This window comes from Microbacterium sp. PAMC22086 (assembly GCF_019443525.1).
GTDB classification, from domain to species: domain Bacteria; phylum Actinomycetota; class Actinomycetes; order Actinomycetales; family Microbacteriaceae; genus Microbacterium; species Microbacterium maritypicum.
In genome coordinates this window covers 2,076,833-2,101,657 of the sequence record NZ_CP080380.1, presented here as the reverse complement: position 1 = coordinate 2,101,657, position 24,825 = coordinate 2,076,833, and the positions used below count along the sequence as shown (strand labels likewise).

At 68.8% G+C, this 24,825-nt stretch carries 25 protein-coding genes; 10 read left to right on the top strand and 15 right to left on the bottom strand.

Translation table 11 applies throughout. The features are described from left to right. Nucleotides 1–219 precede the first annotated feature (219 nt). The gene (locus tag KY497_RS10465; protein ID WP_141386352.1) at nt 220–1,530 is read left to right on the top strand and encodes a UDP-glucose/GDP-mannose dehydrogenase family protein; all 1,311 of its coding nucleotides are present in this window, start codon (nt 220–222) and stop codon (nt 1,528–1,530) included. A 19-nt stretch (nt 1,531–1,549) separates the two neighbouring features. Here the strand turns inward: KY497_RS10465 and KY497_RS10460 are convergent, their stop codons facing one another. After that, on the bottom strand, nt 1,550–3,490 hold the full coding sequence (locus KY497_RS10460; RefSeq protein WP_219869001.1) for a GDSL-type esterase/lipase family protein: 1,941 nt from the start codon (nt 3,488–3,490) through the stop codon (nt 1,550–1,552). A gap of 146 nt (nt 3,491–3,636) precedes the next feature. Here KY497_RS10460 and KY497_RS10455 point away from each other — a divergent pair, with 146 nt between their 5' ends. Both KY497_RS10455 and KY497_RS10450 read left to right on the top strand, forming a co-directional pair. Next, on the top strand, nt 3,637–4,215 hold the full coding sequence (locus tag KY497_RS10455; RefSeq protein ID WP_218683153.1) for a DedA family protein: 579 nt from the start codon (nt 3,637–3,639) through the stop codon (nt 4,213–4,215). Nucleotides 4,216–4,246: 31 nt separating this feature from the next. Continuing rightward, a complete protein-coding gene (locus tag KY497_RS10450; RefSeq protein WP_017830923.1) occupies nt 4,247–4,423 on the top strand; it encodes a DUF5302 domain-containing protein in 177 nt (58 codons plus the stop codon). A gap of 54 nt (nt 4,424–4,477) precedes the next feature. Here the strand turns inward: KY497_RS10450 and KY497_RS10445 are convergent, their stop codons facing one another. After that, nucleotides 4,478–5,917, bottom strand: coding sequence for a cation:dicarboxylate symporter family transporter (locus KY497_RS10445; RefSeq protein WP_258185661.1), 1,440 nt, complete (start codon nt 5,915–5,917; stop codon nt 4,478–4,480). Nucleotides 5,918–6,063: 146 nt separating this feature from the next. Between KY497_RS10445 and KY497_RS10440 the strand changes: the two genes are divergently transcribed. Continuing rightward, the gene (locus KY497_RS10440; RefSeq protein ID WP_219869000.1) at nt 6,064–7,347 is read left to right on the top strand and encodes an ATP-binding protein; all 1,284 of its coding nucleotides are present in this window, start codon (nt 6,064–6,066) and stop codon (nt 7,345–7,347) included. Continuing rightward, a complete protein-coding gene (locus tag KY497_RS10435) occupies nt 7,344–8,033 on the top strand; it encodes a response regulator (RefSeq protein ID WP_055868751.1) in 690 nt (229 codons plus the stop codon). The genes KY497_RS10440 and KY497_RS10435 overlap by 4 nt, the downstream gene beginning before the upstream one ends. A 3-nt stretch (nt 8,034–8,036) precedes the next feature. Here KY497_RS10435 and KY497_RS10430 read toward each other — a convergent pair whose 3' ends face one another. The 4 genes from KY497_RS10430 to KY497_RS10415 form a co-directional block, all read right to left on the bottom strand. Continuing rightward, the gene (locus tag KY497_RS10430; protein ID WP_219868999.1) at nt 8,037–8,903 is read right to left on the bottom strand and encodes a hypothetical protein; all 867 of its coding nucleotides are present in this window, start codon (nt 8,901–8,903) and stop codon (nt 8,037–8,039) included. 117 nt (nt 8,904–9,020) lie between these two features. Next, nucleotides 9,021–9,389: an FAD-binding oxidoreductase gene (locus KY497_RS10425; RefSeq protein WP_219868998.1), complete on the bottom strand. Its 369-nt coding sequence runs from the start codon at nt 9,387–9,389 to the stop codon at nt 9,021–9,023. Between the two features lie 51 nt (nt 9,390–9,440). Next, nucleotides 9,441–10,085, bottom strand: a complete 645-nt coding sequence (locus tag KY497_RS10420) for an FMN reductase (RefSeq protein ID WP_151486242.1) — start codon at nt 10,083–10,085, stop codon at nt 9,441–9,443. A gap of 1 nt (nt 10,086) precedes the next feature. Next, nucleotides 10,087–11,313: an LLM class flavin-dependent oxidoreductase gene (locus KY497_RS10415; RefSeq protein WP_219868997.1), complete on the bottom strand. Its 1,227-nt coding sequence runs from the start codon at nt 11,311–11,313 to the stop codon at nt 10,087–10,089. A 110-nt stretch (nt 11,314–11,423) separates the two neighbouring features. Between KY497_RS10415 and KY497_RS10410 the strand changes: the two genes are divergently transcribed. Together KY497_RS10410 and KY497_RS10405 are read left to right on the top strand one after the other, a co-directional pair. Further along, nucleotides 11,424–12,554: an acyltransferase family protein gene (locus KY497_RS10410; protein ID WP_219868996.1), complete on the top strand. Its 1,131-nt coding sequence runs from the start codon at nt 11,424–11,426 to the stop codon at nt 12,552–12,554. Between the two features lie 23 nt (nt 12,555–12,577). Next, nucleotides 12,578–13,447: a serine hydrolase gene (locus tag KY497_RS10405; protein ID WP_219868995.1), complete on the top strand. Its 870-nt coding sequence runs from the start codon at nt 12,578–12,580 to the stop codon at nt 13,445–13,447. Between the two features lie 4 nt (nt 13,448–13,451). Here the strand turns inward: KY497_RS10405 and efeB are convergent, their stop codons facing one another. From efeB to efeU, 3 genes are read right to left on the bottom strand one after another with little or no spacing between them, the layout of a single operon-like run. Continuing rightward, the gene (gene efeB, locus KY497_RS10400) at nt 13,452–14,756 is read right to left on the bottom strand and encodes an iron uptake transporter deferrochelatase/peroxidase subunit (RefSeq protein WP_219868994.1); all 1,305 of its coding nucleotides are present in this window, start codon (nt 14,754–14,756) and stop codon (nt 13,452–13,454) included. A gap of 38 nt (nt 14,757–14,794) precedes the next feature. Continuing rightward, nucleotides 14,795–16,027, bottom strand: a complete 1,233-nt coding sequence (gene efeO, locus KY497_RS10395; protein WP_141386362.1) for an iron uptake system protein EfeO — start codon at nt 16,025–16,027, stop codon at nt 14,795–14,797. After that, nucleotides 16,024–16,968, bottom strand: coding sequence for an iron uptake transporter permease EfeU (gene efeU / locus KY497_RS10390; RefSeq protein WP_219868993.1), 945 nt, complete (start codon nt 16,966–16,968; stop codon nt 16,024–16,026). The genes efeO and efeU overlap by 4 nt, the downstream gene beginning before the upstream one ends. Before the next feature lie 150 nt (nt 16,969–17,118). Between efeU and KY497_RS10385 the strand changes: the two genes are divergently transcribed. Beyond that, on the top strand, nt 17,119–18,123 hold the full coding sequence (locus KY497_RS10385) for an isopenicillin N synthase family oxygenase (protein WP_219868992.1): 1,005 nt from the start codon (nt 17,119–17,121) through the stop codon (nt 18,121–18,123). 8 nt (nt 18,124–18,131) lie between these two features. On the opposite strand, the gene KY497_RS10380 is transcribed toward KY497_RS10385, so the two are convergent. The 3 genes from KY497_RS10380 to rpsO form a co-directional block, all read right to left on the bottom strand. After that, entirely contained in the window at nt 18,132–18,461 is a 330-nt protein-coding gene (locus tag KY497_RS10380; protein WP_219868991.1) for a transcriptional regulator, read from the bottom strand. Then, a complete protein-coding gene (locus KY497_RS10375; RefSeq protein WP_219868990.1) occupies nt 18,454–19,245 on the bottom strand; it encodes a hypothetical protein in 792 nt (263 codons plus the stop codon). Before KY497_RS10375 ends, KY497_RS10380 begins: the two co-directional genes overlap by 8 nt. Before the next feature lie 156 nt (nt 19,246–19,401). Continuing rightward, nucleotides 19,402–19,671 carry a 30S ribosomal protein S15 gene (gene rpsO / locus KY497_RS10370; protein ID WP_017830938.1) on the bottom strand — a complete coding sequence of 90 codons (270 nt, stop codon included), beginning with the start codon at nt 19,669–19,671 and terminating at the stop codon, nt 19,402–19,404. A 186-nt stretch (nt 19,672–19,857) separates the two neighbouring features. Between rpsO and KY497_RS10365 the strand changes: the two genes are divergently transcribed. Continuing rightward, the gene (locus KY497_RS10365; RefSeq protein ID WP_219868989.1) at nt 19,858–21,150 is read left to right on the top strand and encodes an MFS transporter; all 1,293 of its coding nucleotides are present in this window, start codon (nt 19,858–19,860) and stop codon (nt 21,148–21,150) included. 34 nt (nt 21,151–21,184) lie between these two features. Here KY497_RS10365 and KY497_RS10360 read toward each other — a convergent pair whose 3' ends face one another. From KY497_RS10360 to KY497_RS10350, 3 genes are all read right to left on the bottom strand, one after another. Further along, nucleotides 21,185–21,739 carry a YceI family protein gene (locus tag KY497_RS10360; RefSeq protein WP_017830940.1) on the bottom strand — a complete coding sequence of 185 codons (555 nt, stop codon included), beginning with the start codon at nt 21,737–21,739 and terminating at the stop codon, nt 21,185–21,187. A gap of 179 nt (nt 21,740–21,918) precedes the next feature. After that, nucleotides 21,919–22,287, bottom strand: coding sequence for an FKBP-type peptidyl-prolyl cis-trans isomerase (locus KY497_RS10355; RefSeq protein ID WP_141386367.1), 369 nt, complete (start codon nt 22,285–22,287; stop codon nt 21,919–21,921). 227 nt (nt 22,288–22,514) lie between these two features. Then, on the bottom strand, nt 22,515–23,585 hold the full coding sequence (locus tag KY497_RS10350) for a PrsW family intramembrane metalloprotease (protein WP_174799550.1): 1,071 nt from the start codon (nt 23,583–23,585) through the stop codon (nt 22,515–22,517). A 322-nt stretch (nt 23,586–23,907) separates the two neighbouring features. Between KY497_RS10350 and KY497_RS10345 the strand changes: the two genes are divergently transcribed. Beyond that, nucleotides 23,908–24,777 carry a fumarylacetoacetate hydrolase family protein gene (locus KY497_RS10345; protein WP_219868988.1) on the top strand — a complete coding sequence of 290 codons (870 nt, stop codon included), beginning with the start codon at nt 23,908–23,910 and terminating at the stop codon, nt 24,775–24,777. The last annotated feature ends 48 nt before the right edge of the window (nt 24,778–24,825 follow it).

Sequence of the window (24,825 nt, the reverse complement as noted above, 5' to 3'; positions counted from 1 at the left end):
ACGCGCCGAGGAACCCACCACAGGGGACCAGCTTCTCCGCCGATCGCTCCATGAGTCGATGTGAAATTGTGCAGTTGACACACGTCAACCTCATTCACCCTACCAGCGCGGACCTCGAATCCTGCGCGTCGTCACGCATCGCGGATACGACATCGGCCGGTCACAGCCCGTTCACCGCGCGGATGCTCCAGCGTGGGGAGCATCCGCTGTGGTGGAGCCATGCGCTTGTCAGTGATCGGCTGCGGGTACCTCGGTGCCGTGCACGCCGCCGCCATGGCCTCGATCGGACACGACGTCATCGGCATCGACGTCGATGAGCAGAAGGTGAGCGCTCTGGCCGCCGGATCGGCGCCGTTCTTCGAGCCGCGGCTCTCGGAGCTCCTCGCCGACGGCCTGAGCTCGGGACGGCTGCGCTTCAGCAGCCGGATGGCGGACGCCTCGGGTGCGCAGGTGCACTTCCTCGCCGTCGGGACCCCTCAGATTCCTGGAGGTCACGCCGCGGACCTCCACTACGTCCACGCGGCGCTCGACGGCCTGCTCCCCCACCTGCGTGCGGGAGACGTGGTGGCGGGCAAGTCGACCGTGCCGGTGGGAACCGCCGCAGGACTGGCGGAGCGCGTCGTCGCCGCCGGAGCCGCACTCGTGTGGAACCCCGAGTTCCTCCGCGAGGGATGGGCGGTGCACGACACCCTGACACCGGATCGCCTCGTGGTCGGCGCCGAGGCGGATGCCGCCGGAGAGCGCGCCGTCGGTGTGCTCCGAGAGGTGTACGCCTCGAGCATCGACGCCGGGACGCCCTTCCTGGTCACGGACCTCGCGACGGCCGAACTCGTGAAGGGCGCTGCCAATGCCTTCCTCGCCACCAAGATCTCGTTCATCAACGCGATGGCGGAGATCGCGGAAGCGTCGGGCGCCGACGTCGCACTGCTCGCCGACGCGCTCGGCCACGACACCCGGATCGGGCGACGATACCTGGGCGCGGGCATCGGCTTCGGCGGGGGCTGCCTCCCGAAGGACATCCGAGCGTTCACCGCCCGGGCGGAGGAACTCGGTCGAGGGGAAGCGGTCGGCTTCCTGCGCGAAGTCGACGCGATCAACCTCCGGCGTCGCGACCGAGCGGTGCAGATCGTGGTCGACGCCCTGGGCGGACTGGTGTTCGGCCGCAGGATCGCCGTGCTCGGCGCCGCCTTCAAACCCTTCAGCGACGACATCCGCGACTCCCCTGCCCTCGACGTCGCCGTCCGCCTGCGGGGGCTGGGCGCGGACGTCGTCGTGACCGATCCGGCCGCACTCGACAACGCGGCGGCTCTTCACCCTCAGCTCGGCTATGCCCGCGACCGTGACGACGCCCTGAGGGAAGCCGATGCCGTCGTCGTCGTCACCGAGTGGGACGAGTACCGCCGCGACCTCTCCCCCGAACATGCCGGCGCTCTCGTGCGCGGACGGATCATCGTCGACGGCCGCAACTGTCTCGACTCCGCCGCCTGGCGCGCCGCCGGTTGGCAGTACCACGGCATGGGGCGACGCTGACCGCCCGCCCTGGCCGAGGTCACCCCACGAACGCGGAACGCGCAGCGGACGACCGACCGAGGTAGACGTAGTCGTCGTGCTTCGCGACCCTCCCGTCACCGGCTGCCCGACCGTGCAGACGACGCCAGACCCAGGGCAGCGCGTGCCGACGCCACCACACCCCCGCGCCGATGGGCTCGTGCTCGTGCATCGCGGCATCGAGCGCTCCGAGCGCGTCGGCATCGGGCACCCCGAGCATCTCACCGGCCCGGTAGGCGAGGAAGCGGTGGCCTCGGCTGCTCAGGTGCACGAGGTCTTCCCCCCAGTTCGGACGCTCGGCCAGCGAGGGGTGCAGATCCGTATCGATCAGGATCGCCCCGGTGCGGGTCGCGATCCCCGTCAGCGCGGTGGCGAAGGCGGAGAACCGCCGGGTGTAGAGGGCTGCAGCGCGTCGGCCGGGCAGGAACGGGGTGACCAGGAGCACGTCGGCGCCGATCCCCCGCAGCTGCCGCACCGCCCCTTCGACCTCGGCGGCGAGCGCGGCGACATCGACACGGCGCTTCACGAGGTCGTTGGCTCCGATCAGGATCGACACGAGGTCGGGCCGCAGCTCGAGCGCCCTCGCCAGTTGGGGGCCGGACAGGTCCTGCACGCGCTTCGAGCGGATGGCCAGGTTCGCGTAGTGCAGGCCTCCCCTGGCAGCGAGCAGCAGCGCGAGGCGGTCGGCCCACCCTCGCAGGGCTCCGTCCGGGGCCGGGTCGCAGAGTCCTTCGGTGAGGGAGTCCCCGAGCGCGACGTAGCGCTGCCATCGGCGGGCGGCGACCGGTGCGGGCGACTCGGGGCGCACGATGCGGCGAGCGCGAGCCCCGGTGTCCGCCGCGTGCAACCGTCGTGCCTCCGCGAAGTGGTCGAGGAGCTGATCGCAGACGCTCTCCCAGCTGCGTTCCTGCACGGCGTCGCGGCCCGCCTCGCCGAACGCGCGTCGCTTGCGCGTATCTCCGGCGAGGTCGGCCACGCGCATCCGCAGGTCGTCGAGGTCTCCCGGCCGATACAGCCATCCGTCGATCCCCATGCGCACGAGGTCGAGCGGGCCGCCGCGACCCGTGGCGACGACGGGGACGCCGCTCGCGTGCGCTTCCTGCAGGGTCTGTCCGAAGGTCTCGCTCTCTCCCGGGTGCACGAACAGGTCGAACGACGCCATCGCCGCCGCCAGCGCTCCGCCTTCGAGGTGGCCGAGGAACAGGGCATCGGGGAGCCGGCTCTCCAGCCGCGCTCTGCTGGGTCCGTCCCCGACGATCACCAGACGCGTCCCCGGGATGCCACGGAGCGCGGCGAGGTCCTCGACCTGCTTCTCGGGAGCGAGGCGTCCGACGTAGCCGATGACGACTTCGGCGCCCCAGCCCGCGCGGAGCGCGCTCTCTCGCCGGGAGGGGTGGAAACGCTCGGCATCGACTCCTCTCCCCCAGCGTCGGACGCGATCGATGCCGAGCGCGGCGAGTTGTTGGGCCGCATCCGCCGATGGCGCCAGAGTCATCGTCGCGCGCCGGTGAAGACGGGTGATGTGAGTGTGGGCGATACCTGTGGTGGCGGCGATCCCGTAGCGCTCGGTGTACGCCGCGACGTCGGTCTGATACGCGGCGACGGCGGGGAGGTCCAGGCGTTCGGCCGCGAGCACCCCTCGCCAGCCCAGAGCGAACGGAGAGGCGAGGTGCACCACATCGGGCTGGAAGCGCGCGAGCGAGGCGGCGACGCGGCGAGCGCTCGACGTGCCGACCCTGACGTGACGGTACCCCGGGAGCGGGAGGCTGGGGATCGCTTCGATCCTGGCCCCGCTGATCTCGGTCGGTGCGCCGACGGCGGCGGGCGCGATCACGTGCGCCTCGTGTCCTCGCCGTTCGAGGTGGCGAAGGATCTGCAGCACCGACCCGGTGACGCCGTTCATGTGCGGAAGAAAGGACTCCGTGACGATCGCTACTCTCACAGCCCCAGGATGACGGGCCTCGGGGGCCGTGTTCGCCGCAGACGCCCCTGCGCACCAGATGTTCACCGGATGCTGGAGAGCGGGTCACCGGCTATCCGGTCTTTGGTTCCCGTTCACCCGTTGCGGGCACAGTGGGCGACGTGCCGATGGATCTGCTGACCGCATCGCTCTCGAGCCCGTGGAGTCTGGTGCTGATGAGCCTGCTGGTGGTCGGGGATGCCTTCTTCGTCGTGGTGCCGGGCGAGGTCGCGGTGACCGCACTCGGTGCCATCGCGGTGACGACCGGTTCACCACCACTTTGGGCCGTGGTGTTGTGTGCCGCGGTCGCCGCGACCGTCGGAGACGCGTGCTGCTACCTGATCGGGCGATCGGTGGGTACGCAGCGATGGCGGTGGATGCGGGTCCCCCGCGTGCAACAGGCTCTGGCGTGGGCCCGACGCCGATTGGACGGCGGGATGGCGACGGTGCTGTTCACCGCCCGGTTCGTGCCCTTCGCGCGACTGGCGATCAACCTGGTCGCGGGGGCCTCGCGCATCCCTCCTTCCCGCTACCTCGCCCTCGTCGCCCTCGCTGCGACCGGGTGGGCGCTGTACCAGGCCGCCGTAGGGGCGGCCGTCGCGGCGATCCTCCCCGGTGGACCGCTCGTCGCGGTGCCCGTGTCGATCGTGCTCGCGATCGGGCTCGGAGCGCTGATCGACGTGTGTGTGCGACACCGGCGAGGGTGACCCGCCAGAGCGCGTGCTCTAGGCTCGGGGCATGAGCACCGAAGAAGGCGCCTCCTCCTCCGAGGAGATGAAGCGCAAGTTCAAGGAAGCGCTCGAGAAGAAGAACGCGCACCACCGGCAGGGCGAGGCACACCTCGACGGCGACTCCGCCGTGCACAGTGCGAACGCCCCGCAGACCCGGCGCGAGTTCCGACGCAAGAGCGGTTGACCGCGCGGATGCGGGAGCCGGCTCAGCCGGTCTCCCGCATCCCTCACCCTCTCCTCAGGCGCGTTCTGCGCGAGCTCTGGCCCGTTCCTCCTTCGCCGCCATCTCTGCGACGGCCGCCTCACGAAGCTCCTGCACGTCAGCGGCCTGCGGGGCATCCACCTGCCCGTGGGCGTCCACGCCGTCGAGCAGCGACTCGTCGAAGGGGACTTCGCCGCTGAGCACCCGACGCACGCGGGCGCGGTCGATCTGCTTCGTCCAGGTGCCGATGAGGAGCGTCGCCACCGCGTTGCCCGTGAAGTTCGTGAGCGCGCGCCCTTCCGACATGAACCGGTCGATGCCCACGATCACGCCGACGCCGTCAACCAGATCGGGACGATAGGCCTGGAGACCACCGGCGAGGGTGGCAAGACCGGCACCGGTAACCCCCGCTGCGCCCTTGCTCGCGATGATCATGAACACCAGCAGACCGATCTGCTCACCGATCGTCATCGGCTGCCCCATCCCCGTGGCGATGAACAGCGAGGCCATCGTGAGGTAGATCGCCGTACCGTCGAGGTTGAACGAGTACCCGGTCGGGACGGTGATGCCCACCACGGGCTTGGAGACGCCGACGAACTCCATCTTCGCGATCAGTCGAGGAAGCGCCGATTCCGACGAGGAGGTGCCGACGATGAGCAGGTACTCCCTGGCCAGGTACTTCATGAGGGCGAAGATGTTCACGCGGGTCACCGTCCACAGCAGCACCCCGAGGATCACGACGATGAACAGGATGCAGGTGATGTAGAACGCGATCATCAGCGTGCCCAGGCTCCAGATCGCCGCGACGCCGGTCTTGCCCACGACGGCCGCGATCGCGCCGAACGCTCCGAGCGGCGCGAGCCACAGGATCATTCCGAGGATGCGGAAGACCAGCTTCTGGAGCTGCTTGACCGCCTCCATGATCGGGGCGCCGCGATCCCCGAGCCCCTGGAGGGCGAAGCCGACGAGCAGCGCGATGAACAGCACCTGCAGCACGCTCTCCCCGGTGAAAGCCGAGAAGAACGTGGTCGGGATGATGCCGAGGATGAACTCCTGCGTCGTCTTGGCCTCCGCTTCGACCGCGTCGTAGGTGGAGGAGGCCATGTCCAGTCCCGCGCCGGGGTGGATGATGTTGCCGACGACGAGTCCGATCGCGAGCGCGAAGGTGGACATGATCATGAAGTACAGCAGCGCCAGCCCCCCGATCTTGCCGACGGTGGCCGCCTTTGCGATGGAACCCACCCCGACCACGATCGTGCAGAAGATGATCGGCGCGATCATCATCTTGATCAGCGCGACGAAACCCTTGCCCAGCGGTTCGAACGCCTGTCCGACCTCCGGCCAGACGAGGCCGACGACGGCGCCGAGCACGACCGCGAGGAGCACGGACACATACAGCCACGTGTGCCGATCCCACGATTGCTTCCCTCGGCGCCAATTGAACTTCGGCAGTGAGAATCCTGTTGTGAGCGCCATCGCGTCCTCCTCGATCTTCGACGTCTTCGTCCGGGTGGGCGGCTGCTTCGCCGCCGATCAGTGATCACGGTGTCCGACTTCACGCATCGGGGCGAGTTGTGGTCGTATTGGTCACGGCACCTGAGCATCGACGATCGGAGGAAGCGATGGCGCACACCTCCCGCAGCCGCAGCACCGCCTCACGCGTCTTCGTGGTGCTGCTTGTCGCGGCGGTCGTGATCGGCGCCCTCGTGGCGGTCTTCCTCGTCATCGAAGCGCAACGATCGATCCGCGCCGAGGCCGAACGGGTGACGGCGGCCACCTCGGCCTCCTTCGCCGCCTCGCCTCTGGTGATCGACGGTCTGCGCTCGAACGATCAGGGCGCGGCGACCCAGGTGCTCGAGCCGTACTCCCTCGACGTGATCGCCGGCGCGGGGCTCGACTTCATCACGGTCATGACCCCGGACGGCACGCGGATCACCCACCCCGACGCCGACCAGATCGGCGGGATCTACCTGGGCACGATCCCCGCGTCACCGCAGACTCTGACCGAGGAGTTCACCGGAACCCTCGGACCCTCCGTGCGCACGATCACTCCCGTCACCGCAGCGGATGGAGAACTGATCGGCTGGGTCGCCGCCGGTGTGACGACAGAATCCATCACCGATACCCTGATCCGCCGCCTGCCGCTCACGCTCGGTATCACGGTGGGCCTCGTCGCGCTCGGCGCCGGCGGCGCGGTGATCGCCCGTCGGGTGACCCGTCGCATCGCCGGCGACCTGCCGCCCGGGCAGGTGCGTGATGCGGTGTCCTCGTACGAGTCGATCCGCACCCTCGGAGAGGCCCTGCGTGCACAGACCCACGAGCACGGGAACCGGATGCACGCGGCGGTGGCGCTGCTCGAGCTCGGACGCCGTGACGAGGCGATCGAGATCCTCACGGAGACGTCTCGACAGAGCCAGTCGCTCGTCGATCAGGTGACCGCGCGACGTCACGGTGATCCCGCTGTCGGCGCGCTCCTGCTGGGCAAGGCCTCCCAGACCAAGGAGCGCGGCATCGACTGGCGGGTGCACATCGAGCCGGACACACCCCGCACGCCGCTGTCGCCCGTCGATGCCGTCTCGGTGCTCGGCAACCTCGTCGACAACGCCATGGATGCCGCCGTCGAGTCGGACGACCGCTGGGTGCAGGTCTCTCTCCGCTCGCACGAGGGTGCGGGGATCGTGCTGGAGGTTTCGGACAGCGGTCCCGGAATCCCGCCGGCCGTGCGTGAGCGGATCTTCGACCAGGGCTACTCCACGAAGCCCGCCGATGCGCAGGGACGCGGCGTCGGCCTGGCGCTCGTGCGTTCCGTGGTGATCGGAGCGGGCGGCTCGGTGACGGTGAGCGACGACCCGACGACATTCCGGGTCATCCTTCCGGCCGCGTCACCGCGGAGGTCGCAGCAATGATCCGCACCCTCATCGTCGACGACGATTCTCTGACCCTCGAACTGCATCGCGACTATGTGGCACGTCTCGAAGGGTTCGAGGTCGCCGGCGAATGCACGGGTGCCCGTGCCGCCGTGACGGCCGTGCTCGAGCGCCCTGGCACGTTCGACCTCGTTCTGCTCGACATCACGATGCCCGACGGCTCCGGCATCGATGTGCTCCGCGCGCTGCGCGGCCGCTCCGCCGCCGTGGACGTGATCGCCATCACCGGCGTGCGCGACGCGGAGGCCGTGCGGCAGATGGCGGCGCTCGGTGTGTTCCAGTACCTCGTCAAACCGTTCCCCTTCGCGGTGTTCCGCGAGCGGATGGAGCAGTACCGCACGCATCGGGAGCAGGCCCGGGCCACAGACGGCGAAGCCACGCAGGCGGAGATCGACGCGTTGCTCGGCCGCTCCACCGGAACGATCGTGCTTCCCAAGGGGCTCTCGGCGGCCTCGTTGGACAGGGTCACCGCAGAACTGCGCACCGACGGTCCCCTGTCGGCGAGCGAGGCCGCCGAGCGTCTGGGCATGTCCAGGGTGGCGGTGCGCCGCTACCTGGAGCATCTGGTCGCGGAAGGCGTGCTCACCCGGTCCGCACGGTACGGCACCCGCGGACGGCCGGAGACCGAGTACCACTGGAAGCGGAGCCGCGGACCCGCGACCTGATCCTCAGCGCGGCAGGCGCCCGTCGTGCAGGACGGCGCCAGGATCGAAGCGCATCCGCAGATCGCGAAGCCGGGCGATCTCGTCGGCCGACCCGCAGTTCTGGAGCGTCTGCTCCGGATCGAGGAAGGTCGTCACGGTCTGCGGGGCCTCGTTCGGTGCCAGCAGCTCCCGGAACGCGACCAGACTCGCCTCTCCCGGTGCGGTGGGCACTCCCGGGATGATCGGCACGAGAGCGTGCAGCAGCCACCCCACGGACTCCAGAGAGGCGAGGCCCTGGCGTCGCGGTGCGTCGAGCGCGCCGCCGAGCATGCGGATGCCGATGCCCATGATCGGCCACTGCTCCGGGAGCTCGCGGAATTCGAGCAGCGCGTCGATGGTCGCATCGTCGAGGACGCTCAACGCCATCGATGCGCCGCCCCCGGGCGTCGGGTCCGTGGGTTCGCCGGAGGCGGCAGCGAGAGCCGACGGCGAGGTCGGACCGGTGACGTCGCTGCGCACCTCGCCGGCCCGGCGCACCGTGTCGATCAGCTCCTCCTGCGGCCCGTCCGTAGACAGGGCCTGCACGGTGAGGAAGCTGCGCCCCCTGATCTGCTCGGGGAGCTGGGGGGCATCGGGCATGCGCATCGAGTCCAGGAAGACGTTCAGCGTGGGCGGAGCGGAGGCGGCGAGGTCGCGGACGGCACGGACGACCGCCGGGGCATCCGCGACGTCGAAGGTGAGATTCGCACCCCAGACGGCGGGCGCGCTGATGAGGTCGATCTCGAGTGCGGTCACCACGCCCACGAGGCCGCCGGCTCCTCGCAGTGCCCACATGAGGTCGGGGTCGACATCGTCATCGACGCGTTCGTGCGTGCCGTCTGTGCGCAGCACCCAGGCCGCACGGAGGTTGTCCGAGCCGAGACCCGCCGTGCGACTGAACCACGAGTGTCCGCCGCCCAGGGTGTACCCGGCGACGCTGACGACGGGGCTGGTGCCGGCCGGTGCGACTCATCCGGTGCCTTCCAGGGCCTCGACGACCGATCCCCAGCGCACGCCGGCACCGATCTTCGCGATGCCGCTCTCGACGTCGACCTCCAGAGCGTCGAACGCCCCCATGCGCACCAGCACGGCGCCGCGCAGAGAGTCGAGGGCTCCGTGCCCGCCGGGCTGGATCGCGATCCGCACGCCCGACTCCCGGGCGGCGATCAGCAGTGCGCGGAGGTCTTCGACGTCGGCGGGCGTCGCGACCGCCTCCGGACGCTGCTCGACAACGAGGTTCCACGGCCGTCGAGCCTCTTCGTAGCCGGCGTCATCGGGAAGGAGGAGGGTGCCGGTGAATCGTTCCTGGAGCGCGATGATCGCGGGGGGCGTGGGCATGACGCCACCGTACGACATCCCTCGGACATCGTCGATGGCGTCATGCGCGACTCACTCGCCTGCGAGACCGCCCAGCAGATGACCGAAAGAGCGTCCCTCGCCCAGGTACGTCGCGGGATCGTACGGATCGACGACAGCCGAAGCCTCACGACGCACGATCGCCTCCGCGAGCTCTCTGGCACCCTTCTCAACGCGCTTCGCCAGCGGGGCGACGTCGTCACCGGCGCCACCCCAGTCGCTCGACGCCGCGAACACGCCGGTCGACACGGCCTCCGCGTGAAGATAGGCGAAGAGCGGTCGGATCGCGTAGTCGATCGCCAACGAGTGCCGCGCGGTGCCGGCGTTCGCACCGATCAGCACGGGTGTGCCGGTGAGAGCATCGGGGTCGAGCACATCGATGAACGACTTGAACAGACCCGAGTAGCTCGTCGAGAAGATCGGCGTCACCGCGATCAGAGCGTCGGCGGAGACCACCGTGTTGATCGCCGTCTCCAGCGCCGGGGGCGCGAACCCCGTGAGCATGTTGTTCGTGATGTCGTGCGCGTAGTCGCGCAACTCGATCACGTCAACGCTCGCGTCGACGTCGTGCCCGGCGAGCGCCTTCACGGTCTCCGCCGCGAGTCGATCAGCGAGCATCCGCGTGGAGGACGGGTTCGATAGGCCGGCCGAGATGACCGCGATGCGACGCGTGGTCATCTCACGCCTCCTTCCGGGCGAGCCCGAACGCCGCACCGGCGGGGGCCGGGCTGTCCTGGTAGGGCGAGTCGCCGGTCAGGTTGTCGCCGCGGTTCACACCGGGACGCGCCTGTCGGGTCGGGCCGTCGCCGAACTGGGCCGTCACCCGCGCCGCGTGGGTCGGCGCGTCGGGCACGGATGCCGGGCGGTCCTTCGCCAGCTCCTTGCGGAGCACCGGAACGACCTCCGAACCGAGGATGTCGAGCTGCTCGAGCACCGTCTTCAGCGGCAGACCGGCGTGGTCGATGAGGAACAGCTGACGCTGGTAGTCGCCGTAGTGCTCGCGCATGGCGGCGTAGCGGTCGATGACCTGCTGCGGTGATCCCACCGTCAGGGGCGTCATCTCGGTGAAGTCCTCCATGCTCGGACCGTGACCGTACACAGGTGCGTTGTCGAAGTACGGCCGGAACTGGTTCACGGCGTCCTGCGACTTCGCTGCCATGAACACCTGACCGCCGAGCCCGACGATCGCCTGCTCGGGCGTGCCGTGTCCGTAGTGCGCGTAGCGCTGACGGTACAGCTCGATCAGACGCTGGTAGTGCTCCTTCGGCCAGAAGATGTTGTTCGCGAAGAAGCCGTCGCCGTAGTAGGCCGCCTGCTCGGCGATCTCGGGCGTGCGGATCGAGCCGTGCCACACGAACGGTGCGATGCCGTCGAGCGGACGCGGGGTCGAGGTGAAGCCCTGCAGTGGCGTGCGGAACTTGCCCTCCCAGTCGACGACGTCCTCACGCCACAGCTTGTGCAGCAACGCGTAGTTCTCGATGGCGAGCGGCAGTCCCTGGCGGATGTCCTGGCCGAACCACGGATACACCGGGCCGGTGTTGCCACGACCGAGCATGAGGTCCATGCGACCGTCGGACACGTGCTGGAGCATCGCGTACTCCTCGGCGATGCGCACCGGGTCGTTCGTGGTGATGAGCGTCGTGGAGGTGGACACGATCAGACGCTCGGTCTGCGAGGCCAGGGCCGCGAGGAAGGTCGTGGGGCTGGAGGACCAGAAAGGCGGATTGTGGTGCTCGCCGATCGCGAAGACGTCGAGCCCGACCTCTTCCGCGTGCACCGCGATCGCCGTCGTGGCCTTGATGCGCTCCTGCTCGCTCGGGGTGATCCCCGTGGTGGGATCGCGGGTGATGTCGCTGACCGACATGATGCCGAACTGCATCGCCTGCGCGCCTGACTGCTCGCTCATGATTGCTCCGTGTCTCCGAACCGGACGACTCGCATCCGCTTCTATTCATTTGAATGTATCTGTGTCAACGCGCTCACAGCAACTTTATTCCCGGCCTGTACCCTCGAACGATGAGCAGTGCCGGCGCCGACATCGCTGGTCCCCCCACAGGATCGGTTCCCCGCAAGCGCAGGCGCGTGCCGTTCTGGGACAACGCCCGCTACGTCTGCATCGTCCTCGTCGTCCTCGGTCATGCCATCCAGCGCCTCATCTACGACTCCGACATCGCCTTCGCCTTCTACCTGGCGCTGTACGCGTTCCACATGCCGGCGTTCGCGATCATCTCGGGCTACTTCTCGAAGTCCGGCTCCCCCACCAAGACGCAGATGGCCAGGGTGATCACCGACATCATCCTCCCCTACGTCATCTTCGAGACGCTCTGGACGCTCACGAAATGGCTCGTGGAAGGCCAGGCCGACCCGAACCTCACCCGGCCGAGCTGGACGCTGTGGTTCCTGCTCGCCCTCGGCATCTTCCGACTCGTGCTCCCCTACCTCGCCCTGCTGCGCTGGCCCCTGCTGTGGACCATCGTGATCTCGGTCGGCGTGGGCTACCTGCCCAACATCGACAGCACCTTCTCGCTCTCGCGCACCCTGGGTCTGCTGCCGTTCTTCGCACTCGGCTGGTGGCTTCGCGAGCACGACATCGTCGACAGGTTCAGACTCCTCGACTTCCGTCCGTGGTGGCTGCGCGCCGGTAGCGTCGCGATCTTCGCGGCGATCGGCTGGGCCGCCTGGAACTGGCTTCCCGTGTGGCAGGCCATCGACCTGCGCCATTGGCTCTTCTATGAGGACTCCTATGCGGACCTCGGTGGTGAGCAGTGGTGGGCCGGCGGTGTCCGTATCCTCCTGATGCTGCTCGCCGTCATCCTCAGCGCCGCCTTCTTCTGCCTGGTCCCCCGAGGCGCGCACTGGTGGACGACGTTCGGTCAGTACACGATGTACGTGTTCCTGCTGCACTCGTTCGTGCTCTACCCGTTCCGGGAGAGCGGGATCCTGCGCGACCTGGAGCCCACCTGGATCTGGCTCCCGCTCGTGACCATCCTGTCGGTCGTGATCGCGCTCGCGTTGGCGACGAGACCGGTGAGACGGGTGTTCCGCCCGCTGGTCGAACCGCGGCCGGGCTGGCTGTTCGCCGATCCGGAGCTCGCCTCCAAGGAGGGCCGCAGGAATGACCCGACCGGATCGCGGCGACCGCGCTAGAGGCGGGCGATAACCTCGAGAGCGTGACCCGCGCGCAGACCGTCCGAGACCGCATCGTCGAACAGGTGGAGTCCTCGGGATTCGTCGCCCACGGTCTGCATGTGCGCGTGGCGTCCGACACCGCCCAGCACCGGTGGACCGCCGATGTGCGCGAAGACGTCCACTCCATCGCGAAAGGCGTCTGCGTGCTCGCCGCGGGGATGGCCGCGGACGATGGCGCCGTGTCCCTCGACGAACCCGTGTCGACGTATCTTCCCGGCTTCGAGCTCGGAGAGGGCAACGACGAGGTCACTCTGCGGCACCTGCTCTCGATGACGAGCGGCGTCGACCTGCCCTGGTCCGAGACGATGATGACCGACTGGCCCGACCTCGCACGCGAGTTCCTGCGGCGGCCATCGCGCGGACGGACGTTCCAGTACTCCAATGCGAGCACCTACACCGCGATGGCCGCCCTGGCCGCACGCGTGGGCGACGTGGGCGACTATCTGGTCCCCCGTCTGTTCGCTCCGCTCGGCATCGACGACGTGGAGTGGGAGCGCAGCCCCCGCGGTCGCATCGTCGCCGGGGGCGGCCTTCCTCTGCGCACGGAGGAACTGTCCCGTCTCGGCCTGCTGATCCGCGATCGCGGCGTATGGGAGGGGCGCCGGCTGGTCGCTTCCGGGTGGATCGACCAGATGCACAGCAACTGGGGCGCCGCCGGCGAAGGTGCGATCTATGAGAGATACGCTCTCGCGGGATGGGGCGGCCCCGGCCCGGCCTGGCGACTGCACGGCGCCCACGGTCAGCTGCTGATCTTCCTCGACGACGCTGTGGTCACGATCACCGCCGACGACCACTTCGGCGCCGACGACATCGCCGCCTTCGCGGTCGAGACGCTCACCCGCGCGTCTTGACCCGTCAGGCGAACAGGGCCTCGCCCACGAAGGATCCCGGCTTCGCCCCCGCCGGCACAGCCCAGATCCCGGAGCCGACGTGGCGGATGTACTCGTTCATCAGGTCGGTCGAGAGCCGCCGCTGCAACGAGATGAACTGCGCAGGGTCGCGCTGATAGGACAGGAAGAAGAGTCCGGCGTCGAGCCGGCCGAGCGCATTGTTCCCGTCGACGTAGTTGTAGCCCCGGCGGAGGATGCGGATGCCGTCGTTCTGATCGGGATGCGCGAGGCTCACGTGGCTGTTCGCATCGATCGCGGTGGAGTCGAAGACCGGGGCGGTGAACTCGTCCCCGCCCGAGAGCGGCGCCCCCTCGCCTTTGTCGCGACCGATGATGTTGTCCTGCTCGGAGAGACGAACACGATCCCAGGTCTCGATGAGCATGGCGATCTTCCTCGCCACGAGATACGAGCCGCCGGCCAGCCACGCCGGCTCGTCGTTCGAGGACACCCAGACGTGGTCGGCGAGCGCTTCGGTGTCGTCGGCCAGGATGTTCGCCGTGCCGTCCTTGAACCCGAAGAGGTTGCGCGGCGTCGCCTGCGCCGCTGTGGTGCGGGAGGTCTTGCCGAACCCGAGCTGCGACCAGCGCAGGCGTGCGCGCCCGAAGGCGATGCGGCTGAGGTTGCGGATCGCGTGCACCGCGACCTGCGGATCGTCGGCGCACGCCTGGATGCAGAGGTCGCCGTGGGAGGTCTGCGGATCGAGATCGTCTCCGAGGAAGGCGGGCAGACGTTCGAGGCCTGCCGGACGCTTCGCGGCGATCCCGTATCGGTCGCCGTCCTCGTTCTCGAAGAGTCCGGGCCCGAAGCCGAAGGTGAGCGTGAGTCCGGCCGCCGGAAGCCCGAGAGCCTCTCCCGTGTCGTCCGGCGGAGCCTCGGCCGGCCCGCCCACCGCACCCGTCGCGCTCACTTCGAGGCCCTGCACCATGCGCGATGCGGCATAGGACCAGTCCTGCAGCAGCGAGATCAGGTCTTCGCGATCGGTCCGCGGCATCATGTCGAAGCTCGCGAAGTGCAGATGATCCTGCACCGGAGTGGTGATGCCCGCCTGGTGGGCGCCGAAGAACTCGTACGCGGAATGCGCGTCTTCCGCTGCGCGCGCCCGGCCGATCGCCACCCCACCGGTGAGCCCGGCGCCGGCGCCGACTGCAAGCCCTGCGACGCCCCCGCCGATGGCGAGGCCCAGAAGGCCTCGCCTGCTCAGCCCGGAGGGAGCGGATGCCGCGCCCGTCGATGATTCCTCGGGTGCGGCACCCGCTTCTGGTTCGTTCACGTCCGTGATCGTACTCGGTCAGTCCAGCGCGACGCTGGTCAGTCGAGGACCGTGCTGGTGAGCTGCGACAGCGGCTCGGCCAGGGCGTTGATCAGATCGGTGAACTCGCGCTTGTCCGCCTCGGTCAGCTCCGAGTAACCCACGAAACCGTCGGTCAGGGAACCATGGGCGGCGAGGGACTCCTCGAGGGCGGCGTAGCCCGACTCGATCTGAGCGACCAGAGCCTCGCCGTCATCACCCTGCGCGACGGCGAAGTCCTGCACCAGCGAGAACGCCATCTTCGAGCCCTCGACGTTCGCGGCGAAGTCGTAGAGGTCGGTGCCCGACCACCAGTCCTCCTCACCGGAGATCTTCCCGGTGGCCACCTCGTCGAGCAGCGCGATCGCTCCGTTCGAGATGCCGCCGATGCCCTGATCGTCGAGCGCGGTGGTGAAGGCGTCCGAGTGCACGTAGTCGTACAGCTCCTGCACGTCGGCAAGCAGCAGGTCGCCGTAGTCGGCGCGCTCCTGCGGCGTCGACGGCGCCCAGTCCTGCCATGCCGGGGTCTCGCCGTCGGCGTTCAGCGCATCCTGCGCCGGGACCCACAGGTCCTTCTCGATGCGGTGGAAGCCCGTCCAGTCCAGCCCCTCGGCCACCGCGTCGACCTCGCGGTAGTCGATGCGCGGGTCGAGGTCGCCCAGCGCCTCGGCCACGGGCTCGATGCGCTCGTAGAACGCGCGGGTCTGCGGGAAGAGCGTGCGCGCGGTCTCGTCGTCACCGGACTCGTAGGCGGCGACGAAGTCCTCGACGGCCGGGACGAGCTGACCCACCTGGTCCTTCACGAACGCGGCGTAGAGATCGACGGCCTTCTGCTTCTGCTCGGCATCAGGGCCGTCCACCGCGACGCGGTCTCCGGTGACGGTGAACGCCGTCTTGCCGACACCGTCGCCGATCATGCCCGGCTTGCAGAGGGTGAAGTAGTCTCCCGGCTGCGCGACGACCGTGAGCGTGCGCGATGCCGCGGGGGCGATGTTCTCGACCTCTCCGACGATACGCAGCCCGTCCTCGGCCAGCAGGTAGAACTCCGAGACCTGATCGGTGTCGTTCTTGACATTGAAGGTCAGCGTCCCGCTCTTCGCCGTCGCCGCGGACACGGCGCAGTCGGTGGCGGTCGACGAGACGTCGAAGGCCGCGGTGGCCTGCGCGTCACTCTTCGCGACGCAGCCGCTCAGGACGAGGACGGCTGCTCCCGTGGCGGCGAGCACCCCCAGGATCCGGTGCGAGGTGGTCATGCTGCTCCTTGTTGTGAGAGAGAGGGGGATTCGGATGAGGGTTCGGTCGAGCCGCGCGGCTTCGACGGACGCATCGAGCGGAGACCGCGGATGTAGAGCCATCCGACGATCGAGATGTAGAGCACCCATCCGATGACCTGAAGCCACGTCATCGCGGGCATGAAGCCGACGGTCGCCTGCAGGATCGAGGCGAGCGGCCCACCGGGGGCGATCGTCGCCGAGACGTCGAACGCCCACCCGAAGGGGAACGCGGCCCGGCCCACGGCCACGCCGCCGCTCACGGCGTCGATGGGCGCCAGCGCCGTGAACGGCCCGGGAAGGGCCCCCGCCTCCTGCAGGTCCATCAAGGCGTAAGCCAGGACGCCGGCCGCGACGATGACGAGGAAGCCGCCGGTCCAGGCGAAGAAGCGACGCAGATCGAGGCGCAGCGCACCGCGCGAGATCAGCCAGCCGATGATCACGGCTGCGACGAGCCCGAGCAGGGCGCCAAGGAGCGCCGAGGGGGCATCGCCGAACGACTGGACCATCGACCACAGCAGCAGGGTCGTCTCGATGCCCTCGCGAGCGACGGACACGAAGCCGATGGCGATGAGTGCCCACAGGCCGCCCGCGGTGAGGGCGCGGTCGATACCGCCCTCCAGGGTCGCCTTCATGCTGCGACCGGCACGCTGCATCCAGAAGATCATCCAGGTGACCATCGCGACGGCCAGCAGCGAGAGCCCTCCCCCGATCAGCTCCTGCGCCTGGAACGTGAGCTCATAGGCGCCGAAGGTCAGTACCGCACCGATGCCCAGCGCCAGCGCGATCGCGAGGCCGACCCCGGCCCACATCTTCGGCAGCGCATCCTGCCGGCCGAGGCGACGGAGGTAGGCGACGAGGATGCCGACGACGAGCGCGGCTTCGAGACCCTCGCGGAGCCCGATGAGAAAAGTGGCGAGCACGGAAGAACACTCTCTGGCGGTGACTGAGGTAAGGCAGCCCTTACCTCAGAGACTCTAGCACCGTCACGACAGCGCTCCGAACGCAGGCACCGGAAGTAACGGAGCGCAACAGAGGATCGCACCCCCGGGCGAGCGACGTAGCCTCTGTCCATGGCTGAACTCTCGCTCCCCATCCTCGACCTCTCGCAGCTCGACGAAGGCCCCGATGCCGCGGCACGATTCCGCGACGACCTCCGTGCGGCGACGCACGACGTCGGATTCTTCTACCTCACGGGAACGGGGATCTCCCCCGAACTCGAGGAGCGACTGCACCGGGCGGCCCTGGACTTCTTCGCGCTTCCCGACGAGGAGAAGCTCGCGATCGAGAACGTGAACAGCCCGCACTTCCGCGGCTACACCCGCATCGGCGGCGAGCGGACACAGGGGAAGGTCGACTGGCGCGAGCAGATCGACATCGGCCCCGAGCGCCAGCCCGTCGACGACGGCCCCGCCTTCAACCGGCTCATCGGCCCCAATCTCTGGCCGTCGGCGCAGCCCGAGCTCAAGGACGTCGTCGCCGAGTGGCACGAAACGCTGTCCGAAGTCGCGCGCAAGCTCCTGCGCGCCTGGGCGCAGACTCTGGGCGCGGAAGAGTCCTACTTCGACGAGCATTTCGGTGAGCCGTCGACGCTCATCAAGATCGTCCGTTACCCGGGAACCCACGAGCCGGAGCCGCAGCAGGGCGTGGGTGCACACAAGGATTCCGGCGTGCTCACCCTGCTCTGGGTGGAGCCGGGCAAGGGCGGCCTGCAGGTCGAACGCGACGGAGCGTGGGTCGACGCTCCCCCGGTGCCCGGCGCGTTCGTCGTCAACATCGGAGAGCTGCTGGAGTACGCCACCGGCGGCTACCTGAAGGCCACGAACCACCGCGTGGTGTCGCCGCAGGCACCGGACGAGCGGATCTCCATCCCGTTCTTCTTCAACCCTGCGCTCGACAAGGGCCTGCCGCTGATCGAGCTGCCGGAGGAACTGGCGGCGGAGGCGAAAGGGGTGACCGAGGACCCGAGCAACCCCATCCACGCCCTCTACGGGGAGAACGCGCTCAAATCACGTCTGCGCGCGCACCCCGACGTCGCCGCCATCCACCACGCTGACCTCGTGGGCGCCCCGGTCTGACCGAAGGGTCACAGTATCTGTGCGCCGCCGAGGGCGACGATCTCGCGCAGCGCCTGGAGATGCGCCGCGAAGGCGTCACGTCCCGTCTTCGTCGACCGCACCCAGGTGCGCGAACGGCCCCCGACGGTGCCCTTGCGCGCGAGCACGTAGCCGGCTGCCTGCAGATGCGTGATGGCCTTGCTCAGCGGCGAGTCGCCGCACTGGAGGATGTCGCGGAGCGCCGGGAAGTCGAGCTCCATGCCGTCACCGAGCGCGGCCATGAGCGAGAACCGGATCGGTGAGGCGAAGTTGTCGTCCAGCTGCGTCCGCGGATGGGGCCTCGGGGGCGACTCAGCCACGGCTCGCCCGCCCGGGGATGAAGGACGCGACAATGACGAGCACCATCACGACCGCGCCGCCGACGACGCCCGCGAGCCCCCGATCACCGAGCACGTCTCCGCCGAGCACGAGTGCCACGGGGACGCAGGCCGCCAGAAGGACGGCCGTGACGTGCGGCCAGCGCCACGAGGCCCCGACGGCGGGCAGGCCCACGGGTGTGTTGAACACCACCAGCCAGGTGAACAGCGCCAGCATCACCAGGAGCGTGATCACGCTCCTGAGCACACCGTCGGGCGCTCCGGCGAGCATGGTCAGCACACCGAGCACGACGCCGACGAGAACAGTCCCCCACCGAAGGGCGGTGGGGAGCGCGAGGGGTGAAGGCCGCGGGGGTCGCGGATCACCGGCCGCGCGCACGAGCTGAACCGCGCCGTAACCTCCTATACCCACCAGGACCAAGCCCGCCGGGATGAGCACCATGCCGACGGGGAGCCTCGTATCCAACGCCACGAATCCGAACACGAGGACCGCGCCGACGAGAACGACGCCGCCACCCAGAAGAAGCGGCCACCGTGAAGCACTCCAGCGCCACTGCATCCCGTGGCGCTGAGCCATCCCGCTCGCCAGCTGCCCCCACACCAGGAACGTGAACAGGATCACCTGGGAGGCGAGGACGTCGTCCTGCCGGAGGACGAGCGCGAACGCCACGAGATACCCGGCCGTGACAGCCGCATTGACCATCTGGAGCCCGGCGAGCGCGCGTCGGTCGGTGGCACGGTCCCGGCGCTCCACCACCGCATCCACGCGAACCTCCTCCACTTTCCGTGTGGAAAGCTTTCTACTTTCCTATCGGAAAACCGGGAGGGGATCAACCCCTCGTTACATGACGAAGGCCGCCCCACACCGTGGGGCGGCCTTCTCAAGAATGTTCTGCGCGATTGTACGCAGGTCTGCAGTGCCTTAGCGGCGGAGTCCGAGACGCTCGATCAGCGAGCGGTAGCGCGCGATGTCGATGTCCTGGAGGTAGCCGAGCAGACGACGGCGCTGACCGACGAGCAGGAACAGCCCACGACGCGAGTGGTGGTCGTGCTTGTGCTCCTTGAGGTGCTCGGTGAGGTCCTTGATGCGCTGCGTCAGCATTGCGACCTGCACCTCGGGGGATCCGGTGTCACCGGGGTGCGTCGCGTACTCTTCGATGATCGCCTTCTTGACGTCTGCTTCCAGTGCCATAGATTCGATCCCCTCTCTGCTTGTTGCGCGGCGCCCGACGCCTGATACGTGGGCTCTCTTTATCCGCGGCCGATCAAACGGCAACCTGACGAGTCTACCAGCCGGCGACTGCCTCCGGCGCCACCGGCCGGGAGGGAGGCCCTCACGGTTCAACTAGGCTCGAAAGGTGCAGAAGAAGTTCGACGAGTGAGCGCCCGCCGCGGCCACCTGATCGACCTCTCCCCCCTGAGGTCCAGCCCGGCATTCGCCCGGATGTGGACCGGATCCACCCTCGCCGGCATCGGCGGCCAGCTCACCATCGTCACGGTGATGCTCCATGTGTTCGCCCTGACGCAGAACACCTTCGCCGTCTCCATGATCGCGGTCGCCGGCCTCGTGCCGATGATCCTCGCCGGGTTGTACGGCGGCATGCTCGCTGACGCGTTCGACCGACGCCGTGTGGCCCTGATCGCGGCGACGATCACCTTCGCATCCACCGCCCTGCTCGCCGCGCTCACCTGGACGGGCATGGAGACGATCTGGTGGCTGTACGTCCTGAGCATGATCAACTCGGCCGCCAACTCGGTGGGCATGGCCACTCGCACCGCCATCGTGCCTCGCCTCATCCCTCGCGACAAACTCGCGGCCGCATCCGCCCTCAACGGTGTGGCCTTCGGACTCACGGTGATGGCGGGGCCGGCGCTGGCCGGCCTGCTCGTCGCCCTCACCGGCTACGGGTGGACCTACACGATCGACGTCGTGCTGATGCTGTCGATGTTCCTCGGACTGTGGACACTGCCGTCACTGAGGCCGGAGGGCGCGGTCGTCCGTCCGGGCCTCGAGTCGCTCGTCGACGGCTGGCGATTCCTGCGCAAGGCCGGCAACATCCGGATGCAGTACATCATCGACATCATCGCGATGACGTTCGGACAGCCTCTCGTGCTCTTCCCTGCGCTCGGCACGGTGCTCCTCGGTGGCGGTGCGCTCACCACCGGCATCCTCACCGCCGCCGTCGCGGTCGGCACGTTCGCCTCGAGCCTGTTCTCGGGCCGCGTCGTGCAGTACCGCTGGCACGGCCGCGGCATCGCTCGGGCGGTGCAGGCGTACGGCGCGTCCATCCTGCTGTTCGGCCTGGTGCTGCTCATCGGAGCCTTCTCCGCGCCGGCGAGCGAGACCGCGCCGCACGTCGCGCTGATCGTCGCCGCGTGCGTCGCGCTCGCCCTGTCCGGCGCCTCGGACAACGTCAGCTCCATCTACCGCAACACGATGATGCAGGCCGCGGTCCCCGACGCGATGCGCGGACGCCTCCAGGGCCTGTTCATCGTCGTCGTCGCCGGGGGCCCGCGAGTCGGGGCTCTCTACGCCGGGACGCTCGCGACCCTGACCACCCTTTGGTTCCCGCCGCTTCTCGGCGGGGTCCTGGTCATCACACTCGTCGCCATGCTCGCGCGCCGCAGCCGTCGGTTCCACGACTACGACGCAGAGAACCCCGAGCCCTGACGGGCTCGGGGTTCTGGCGACCGCGCGAACGGGGTCAGTCCTGCTGCAGCGCGCCCTGCAGGTCGAGGCTGATCGTGACGTCCTTGCCGACGAGCACGCCGCCGGTCTCCAGCGCCGCGTTCCAGGTGAGGCCGAAGTCCTCACGGTTGATGACCGTCTTGGCCGAAGCACCGGCCTTGTAGTTGCCGTACGGGTCGGTGCCGAAGCCACCGAAGTCGAGCTCGAAGCTGACCGGCTTGGTGATGCCGCGGATGGTGAGGTCTCCGTCGACGTACAGGTCATCGCCCTTGACGCGCGCACCGGTGGAGACGAACTCCATGGTCGGGAAGTTCTCCGTGTCGAAGAAGTCGCCCGAGCGCAGGTGCGCATCGCGGCCCTCGTCGTTGGTGTCGATCGAGGTGACGTCGACCGTCGCCTCGACCTTGGCCTCGAGGGGGTTCTCCGGGGCCACGAGCGTCGCGCTCTTGACGCCGAACGTGCCGCGCACCTTCGAGATCATCATGTGGCGCACGCTGAAGGTGACCTCGCTGTGCGAAGGGTCCAGGACCCAGGTGCCGGGACGGTAGCCGGGGATGTCGATGCTGGTCATTGCTTCTCCTCTGGAGACTTCAGCCGCTGCTGCGGCAAGGGACAGGGGCCGCGTTGCCGCGACCACTGTGACAACCTACATTCAGTCGCATGTATTCCCCTGAATGGAGAATCTCTTCCGGAACGCCACGAGGCGCCCCTTTCCCGAAGGAGAGGGGCGCCTCGTGGAGAAGATCGAAGTCAGCCGACGGCGACGAGATCGATGATGAAGATCAGCGTCTTGCCGGAGAGGAAGTGCCCTCCACCGGCCGGGCCGTACGCGAGGTGCGGGGGGATGATCAGCTCGCGGCGCCCGCCGACCTTCATGCCGGGGATTCCGTCCTGCCAGCCCTGGATCAGGCCGCGCAGGGGGAACTGGATAGTCTCGCCGCGGCCCCAGGAGGAGTCGAACTCCTCGCCGGAGTCGAACTCCACACCGGCGTAGTGGACCGTCACCGTGTCGCCGGGCTTCGCCTCGGTGCCGTCACCCTCGATGATGTCGCGGATGACGAGGTCCGCCGGAGCGGGGGTGCTGGGGGCGTCGAACTCAGGCTTTGTGCGTTCAGTCATGTCTCCATCAAACCCGAGGCCGACGGACGGGGTCAACGCGCGCGCACCTGCTCACAGCGAACACCTCATGCACGCACCGTAGAACCTCGGCAAGACGCTCTTGACACCCGCACGGGGCCGGGTGCACCCTGTTTACAGATCAACTCAGCGCCCGGGAGACTCGCAGGCATCGCCGCAGCACCGGGCGCTGAGTCTTGCCGGGGGCGGGCCCGCTGCCTCGCTCCGTGTCAGTAGGAGAGCAGAGCCGCCCTGGTCGCCCTGGTGCGGATCAGGAGAGCGCGCTCGTCGTCCACGGCCAGAGGATCCCGACCGGTGATCGCGCGCTGGCGCACGGCGGCGAGTGCGGTCGCGTCCTTTATGAACGCGCGCATCAGAGGCCGTCGGTCCCCGCGCAGCTGCGAGGCCCAGGCCAGTCCCACCTTTCGTCCGGCGGGGGTCGCGAGCATCGTGACCTCCTCGGGCGTGAACCACCCCGCGGCGGCGTAGTCCTCCAGGCGTGCTCTGGTGAGCCTGGCCTCCTCGCGACGCAGGGCGACGATGCACAGGATGAACCCGATGAACAGCGGCACCTGGAGGGTGAAGTAGAGACCGAAGAAGTCCGCGAACGTCGCGGAGCCGTTCCAGAGCGCGTGCAGGAGGATCGCCCCGACCAGGCCCAGCGCCCCGGCGCCGAGCGCCGCCTGGGCCGAACCGTGCCGGCGGGCGACGAGACCGATCGCGAAGCCGGTGATCGCGGTGAACATGGCATGCGCGAAGGGCGAGAAGAGCCCACGCACCACGAACGTGACGGTGAGCTGTTCACCGCCGCCCTCGATCAGGCTCAACCCGAAGTACTGGATGTTCTCGGTGAACGCGAATCCCGCCCCGACCAGCGCCCCGTACACGATGCCGTCGACGGGGCCGTCGAAGGCTCGTCGGGCGAGCAGGAAGATGAGGAAGACGCCGAGCCCCTTCCAGAGCTCTTCCACGATGGGCGCCTGCACGACGGCGGTGAACTCCTCCGATCGGATGTCGAGCAGCAGGGTCAGTGCCGTGTCGACGAGAAGGGTGAGCCCGACCGCCGCCACCGCACCCCAGGCGATGGCAAACGCGACGAGTCGCTTGGGCTCGGGCTCCCATCGGTCGATCAGGCGCACGCCGAGGAACACGATCGTCAGCGGAATCAGCGCGAGCACAAGGCCGACGACCGATGCGAAGGATCCGAGCGCCCAGACGAAATACCCCACGAGGGCGATCAGCAGGAACCCGAGCACTCCGAAGAGCCAGAGCGACACCGTGCGCCCCTTCCTGGTGGGCACGGGCAACGCGGGAAGAGACTCCGCAGGCGACGGGGCCACGGGAGCCGGTGGCGTGTACGGGGTCGGTTGCGCGAGAGACGAGGCGTACCCGGTGGAAGGCGCCCCGGTCGCAGGCGCGGGAAGGGGGCTCGCGGATGGCGCGGGCATGTAGGGCTGCCGCGACACCTGCGGCGATGCCTGCGGAGGGGCGTAGGGCGAGGGCTGCTGCGGCTGGGACGGTCCTCCGGAACTCATAGGCAAAGCTTATGGGCACAACGCAGACGGTCCGGATATGGCGACGCCCTCCACCCGGCGACCACCAGCCACCCGGTAGCGTAGAAGCATGCGGTTCGCTCACCTGCGCCGTCCTGACTCCCCTCTCGCGGTTCTCGCCGTGGTCGAGGGCTCGGACGCCATCCTCGTCTCTGACCTCCTGAACGACCCTCCTGCCACGCTGCAGCAGCTGATCGAGGGAGGAGACGACGCGCTCGAGGCCCTGCGCGCAGCGCTGGCGACCGGTTCCGCCCGGCGGCACCCTCTCGACGGCTGGGCGTTCGCCTCGGCCGTGCTCGCTCCCCCGGCCGTGCTGGCCGTCGGCCTCAACTACGCCGCGCATTCCAGCGAGCTGGGCCTGAAGACGGATGCCGCACCCACGGTGTTCACGCTCTGGCCGAACTCGCTCACCGGACACGAGCAGACCACGTCGTGGCCGCGCGCTCTCAGCGAAGCCGTCGACTACGAGGCCGAGCTCGGCGTGCTCATCGGCTCGCCCGCGAAGGACGCCGCCGAAGCCGACGCACTGTCGCACGTCTGGGGATACACGGTGGTCAACGACATCACCGCGAGGAACATCCAGTTCTCCGAGGCGCAGTGGTCCCGCTGCAAGTCGTTCGACGGATTCACCCCGACCGGACCCTTCGCCGTGACCGCGGACGAGATCGCCGACCCGCAGGACCTCCACATCTGGACCGTCGTCGACGGTCACACCGTGCAGGATGCGAGCACCGACCAGATGGTGCGCTCGGTGGCGAAGCTGATCACGCACCTCTCGCAGTCGCTCACTCTGCTCCCCGGCACGCTCATCTCGACCGGCAGCCCCGGAGGTGCCGGCTACTCGCGCGACCCGCAGATCTTCCTCCGCGACCACTCCACCGTCACGGTCGGCATCGACGGCATCGGTGAACTCACCACCCACTGCCGGATCACCGACTGACCTCACCGGCACGAAGAGAGGGACGGATGCCGGAGCATCCGTCCCTCT

Coding starts and splice junctions, on each gene's coding strand:
- KY497_RS10465 (WP_141386352.1), top strand. CDS start 220: ATGCGCTTGTCAGTGATCGGCTGCGGGTACCTCGGTGCCGTGCACGCC.
- KY497_RS10455 (WP_218683153.1), top strand. CDS start 3,637: ATGGATCTGCTGACCGCATCGCTCTCGAGCCCGTGGAGTCTGGTGCTG.
- KY497_RS10450 (WP_017830923.1), top strand. CDS start 4,247: ATGAGCACCGAAGAAGGCGCCTCCTCCTCCGAGGAGATGAAGCGCAAG.
- KY497_RS10445 (WP_258185661.1), bottom strand. CDS start 5,917: ATGGCGCTCACAACAGGATTCTCACTGCCGAAGTTCAATTGGCGCCGA.
- KY497_RS10440 (WP_219869000.1), top strand. CDS start 6,064: ATGGCGCACACCTCCCGCAGCCGCAGCACCGCCTCACGCGTCTTCGTG.
- KY497_RS10435 (WP_055868751.1), top strand. CDS start 7,344: ATGATCCGCACCCTCATCGTCGACGACGATTCTCTGACCCTCGAACTG.
- KY497_RS10425 (WP_219868998.1), bottom strand. CDS start 9,389: ATGCCCACGCCCCCCGCGATCATCGCGCTCCAGGAACGATTCACCGGC.
- KY497_RS10420 (WP_151486242.1), bottom strand. CDS start 10,085: ATGACCACGCGTCGCATCGCGGTCATCTCGGCCGGCCTATCGAACCCG.
- KY497_RS10415 (WP_219868997.1), bottom strand. CDS start 11,313: ATGAGCGAGCAGTCAGGCGCGCAGGCGATGCAGTTCGGCATCATGTCG.
- KY497_RS10410 (WP_219868996.1), top strand. CDS start 11,424: ATGAGCAGTGCCGGCGCCGACATCGCTGGTCCCCCCACAGGATCGGTT.
- efeO (WP_141386362.1), bottom strand. CDS start 16,027: ATGACCACCTCGCACCGGATCCTGGGGGTGCTCGCCGCCACGGGAGCA.
- KY497_RS10385 (WP_219868992.1), top strand. CDS start 17,119: ATGGCTGAACTCTCGCTCCCCATCCTCGACCTCTCGCAGCTCGACGAA.
- rpsO (WP_017830938.1), bottom strand. CDS start 19,671: ATGGCACTGGAAGCAGACGTCAAGAAGGCGATCATCGAAGAGTACGCG.
- KY497_RS10360 (WP_017830940.1), bottom strand. CDS start 21,739: ATGACCAGCATCGACATCCCCGGCTACCGTCCCGGCACCTGGGTCCTG.
- KY497_RS10355 (WP_141386367.1), bottom strand. CDS start 22,287: ATGACTGAACGCACAAAGCCTGAGTTCGACGCCCCCAGCACCCCCGCT.
- KY497_RS10345 (WP_219868988.1), top strand. CDS start 23,908: ATGCGGTTCGCTCACCTGCGCCGTCCTGACTCCCCTCTCGCGGTTCTC.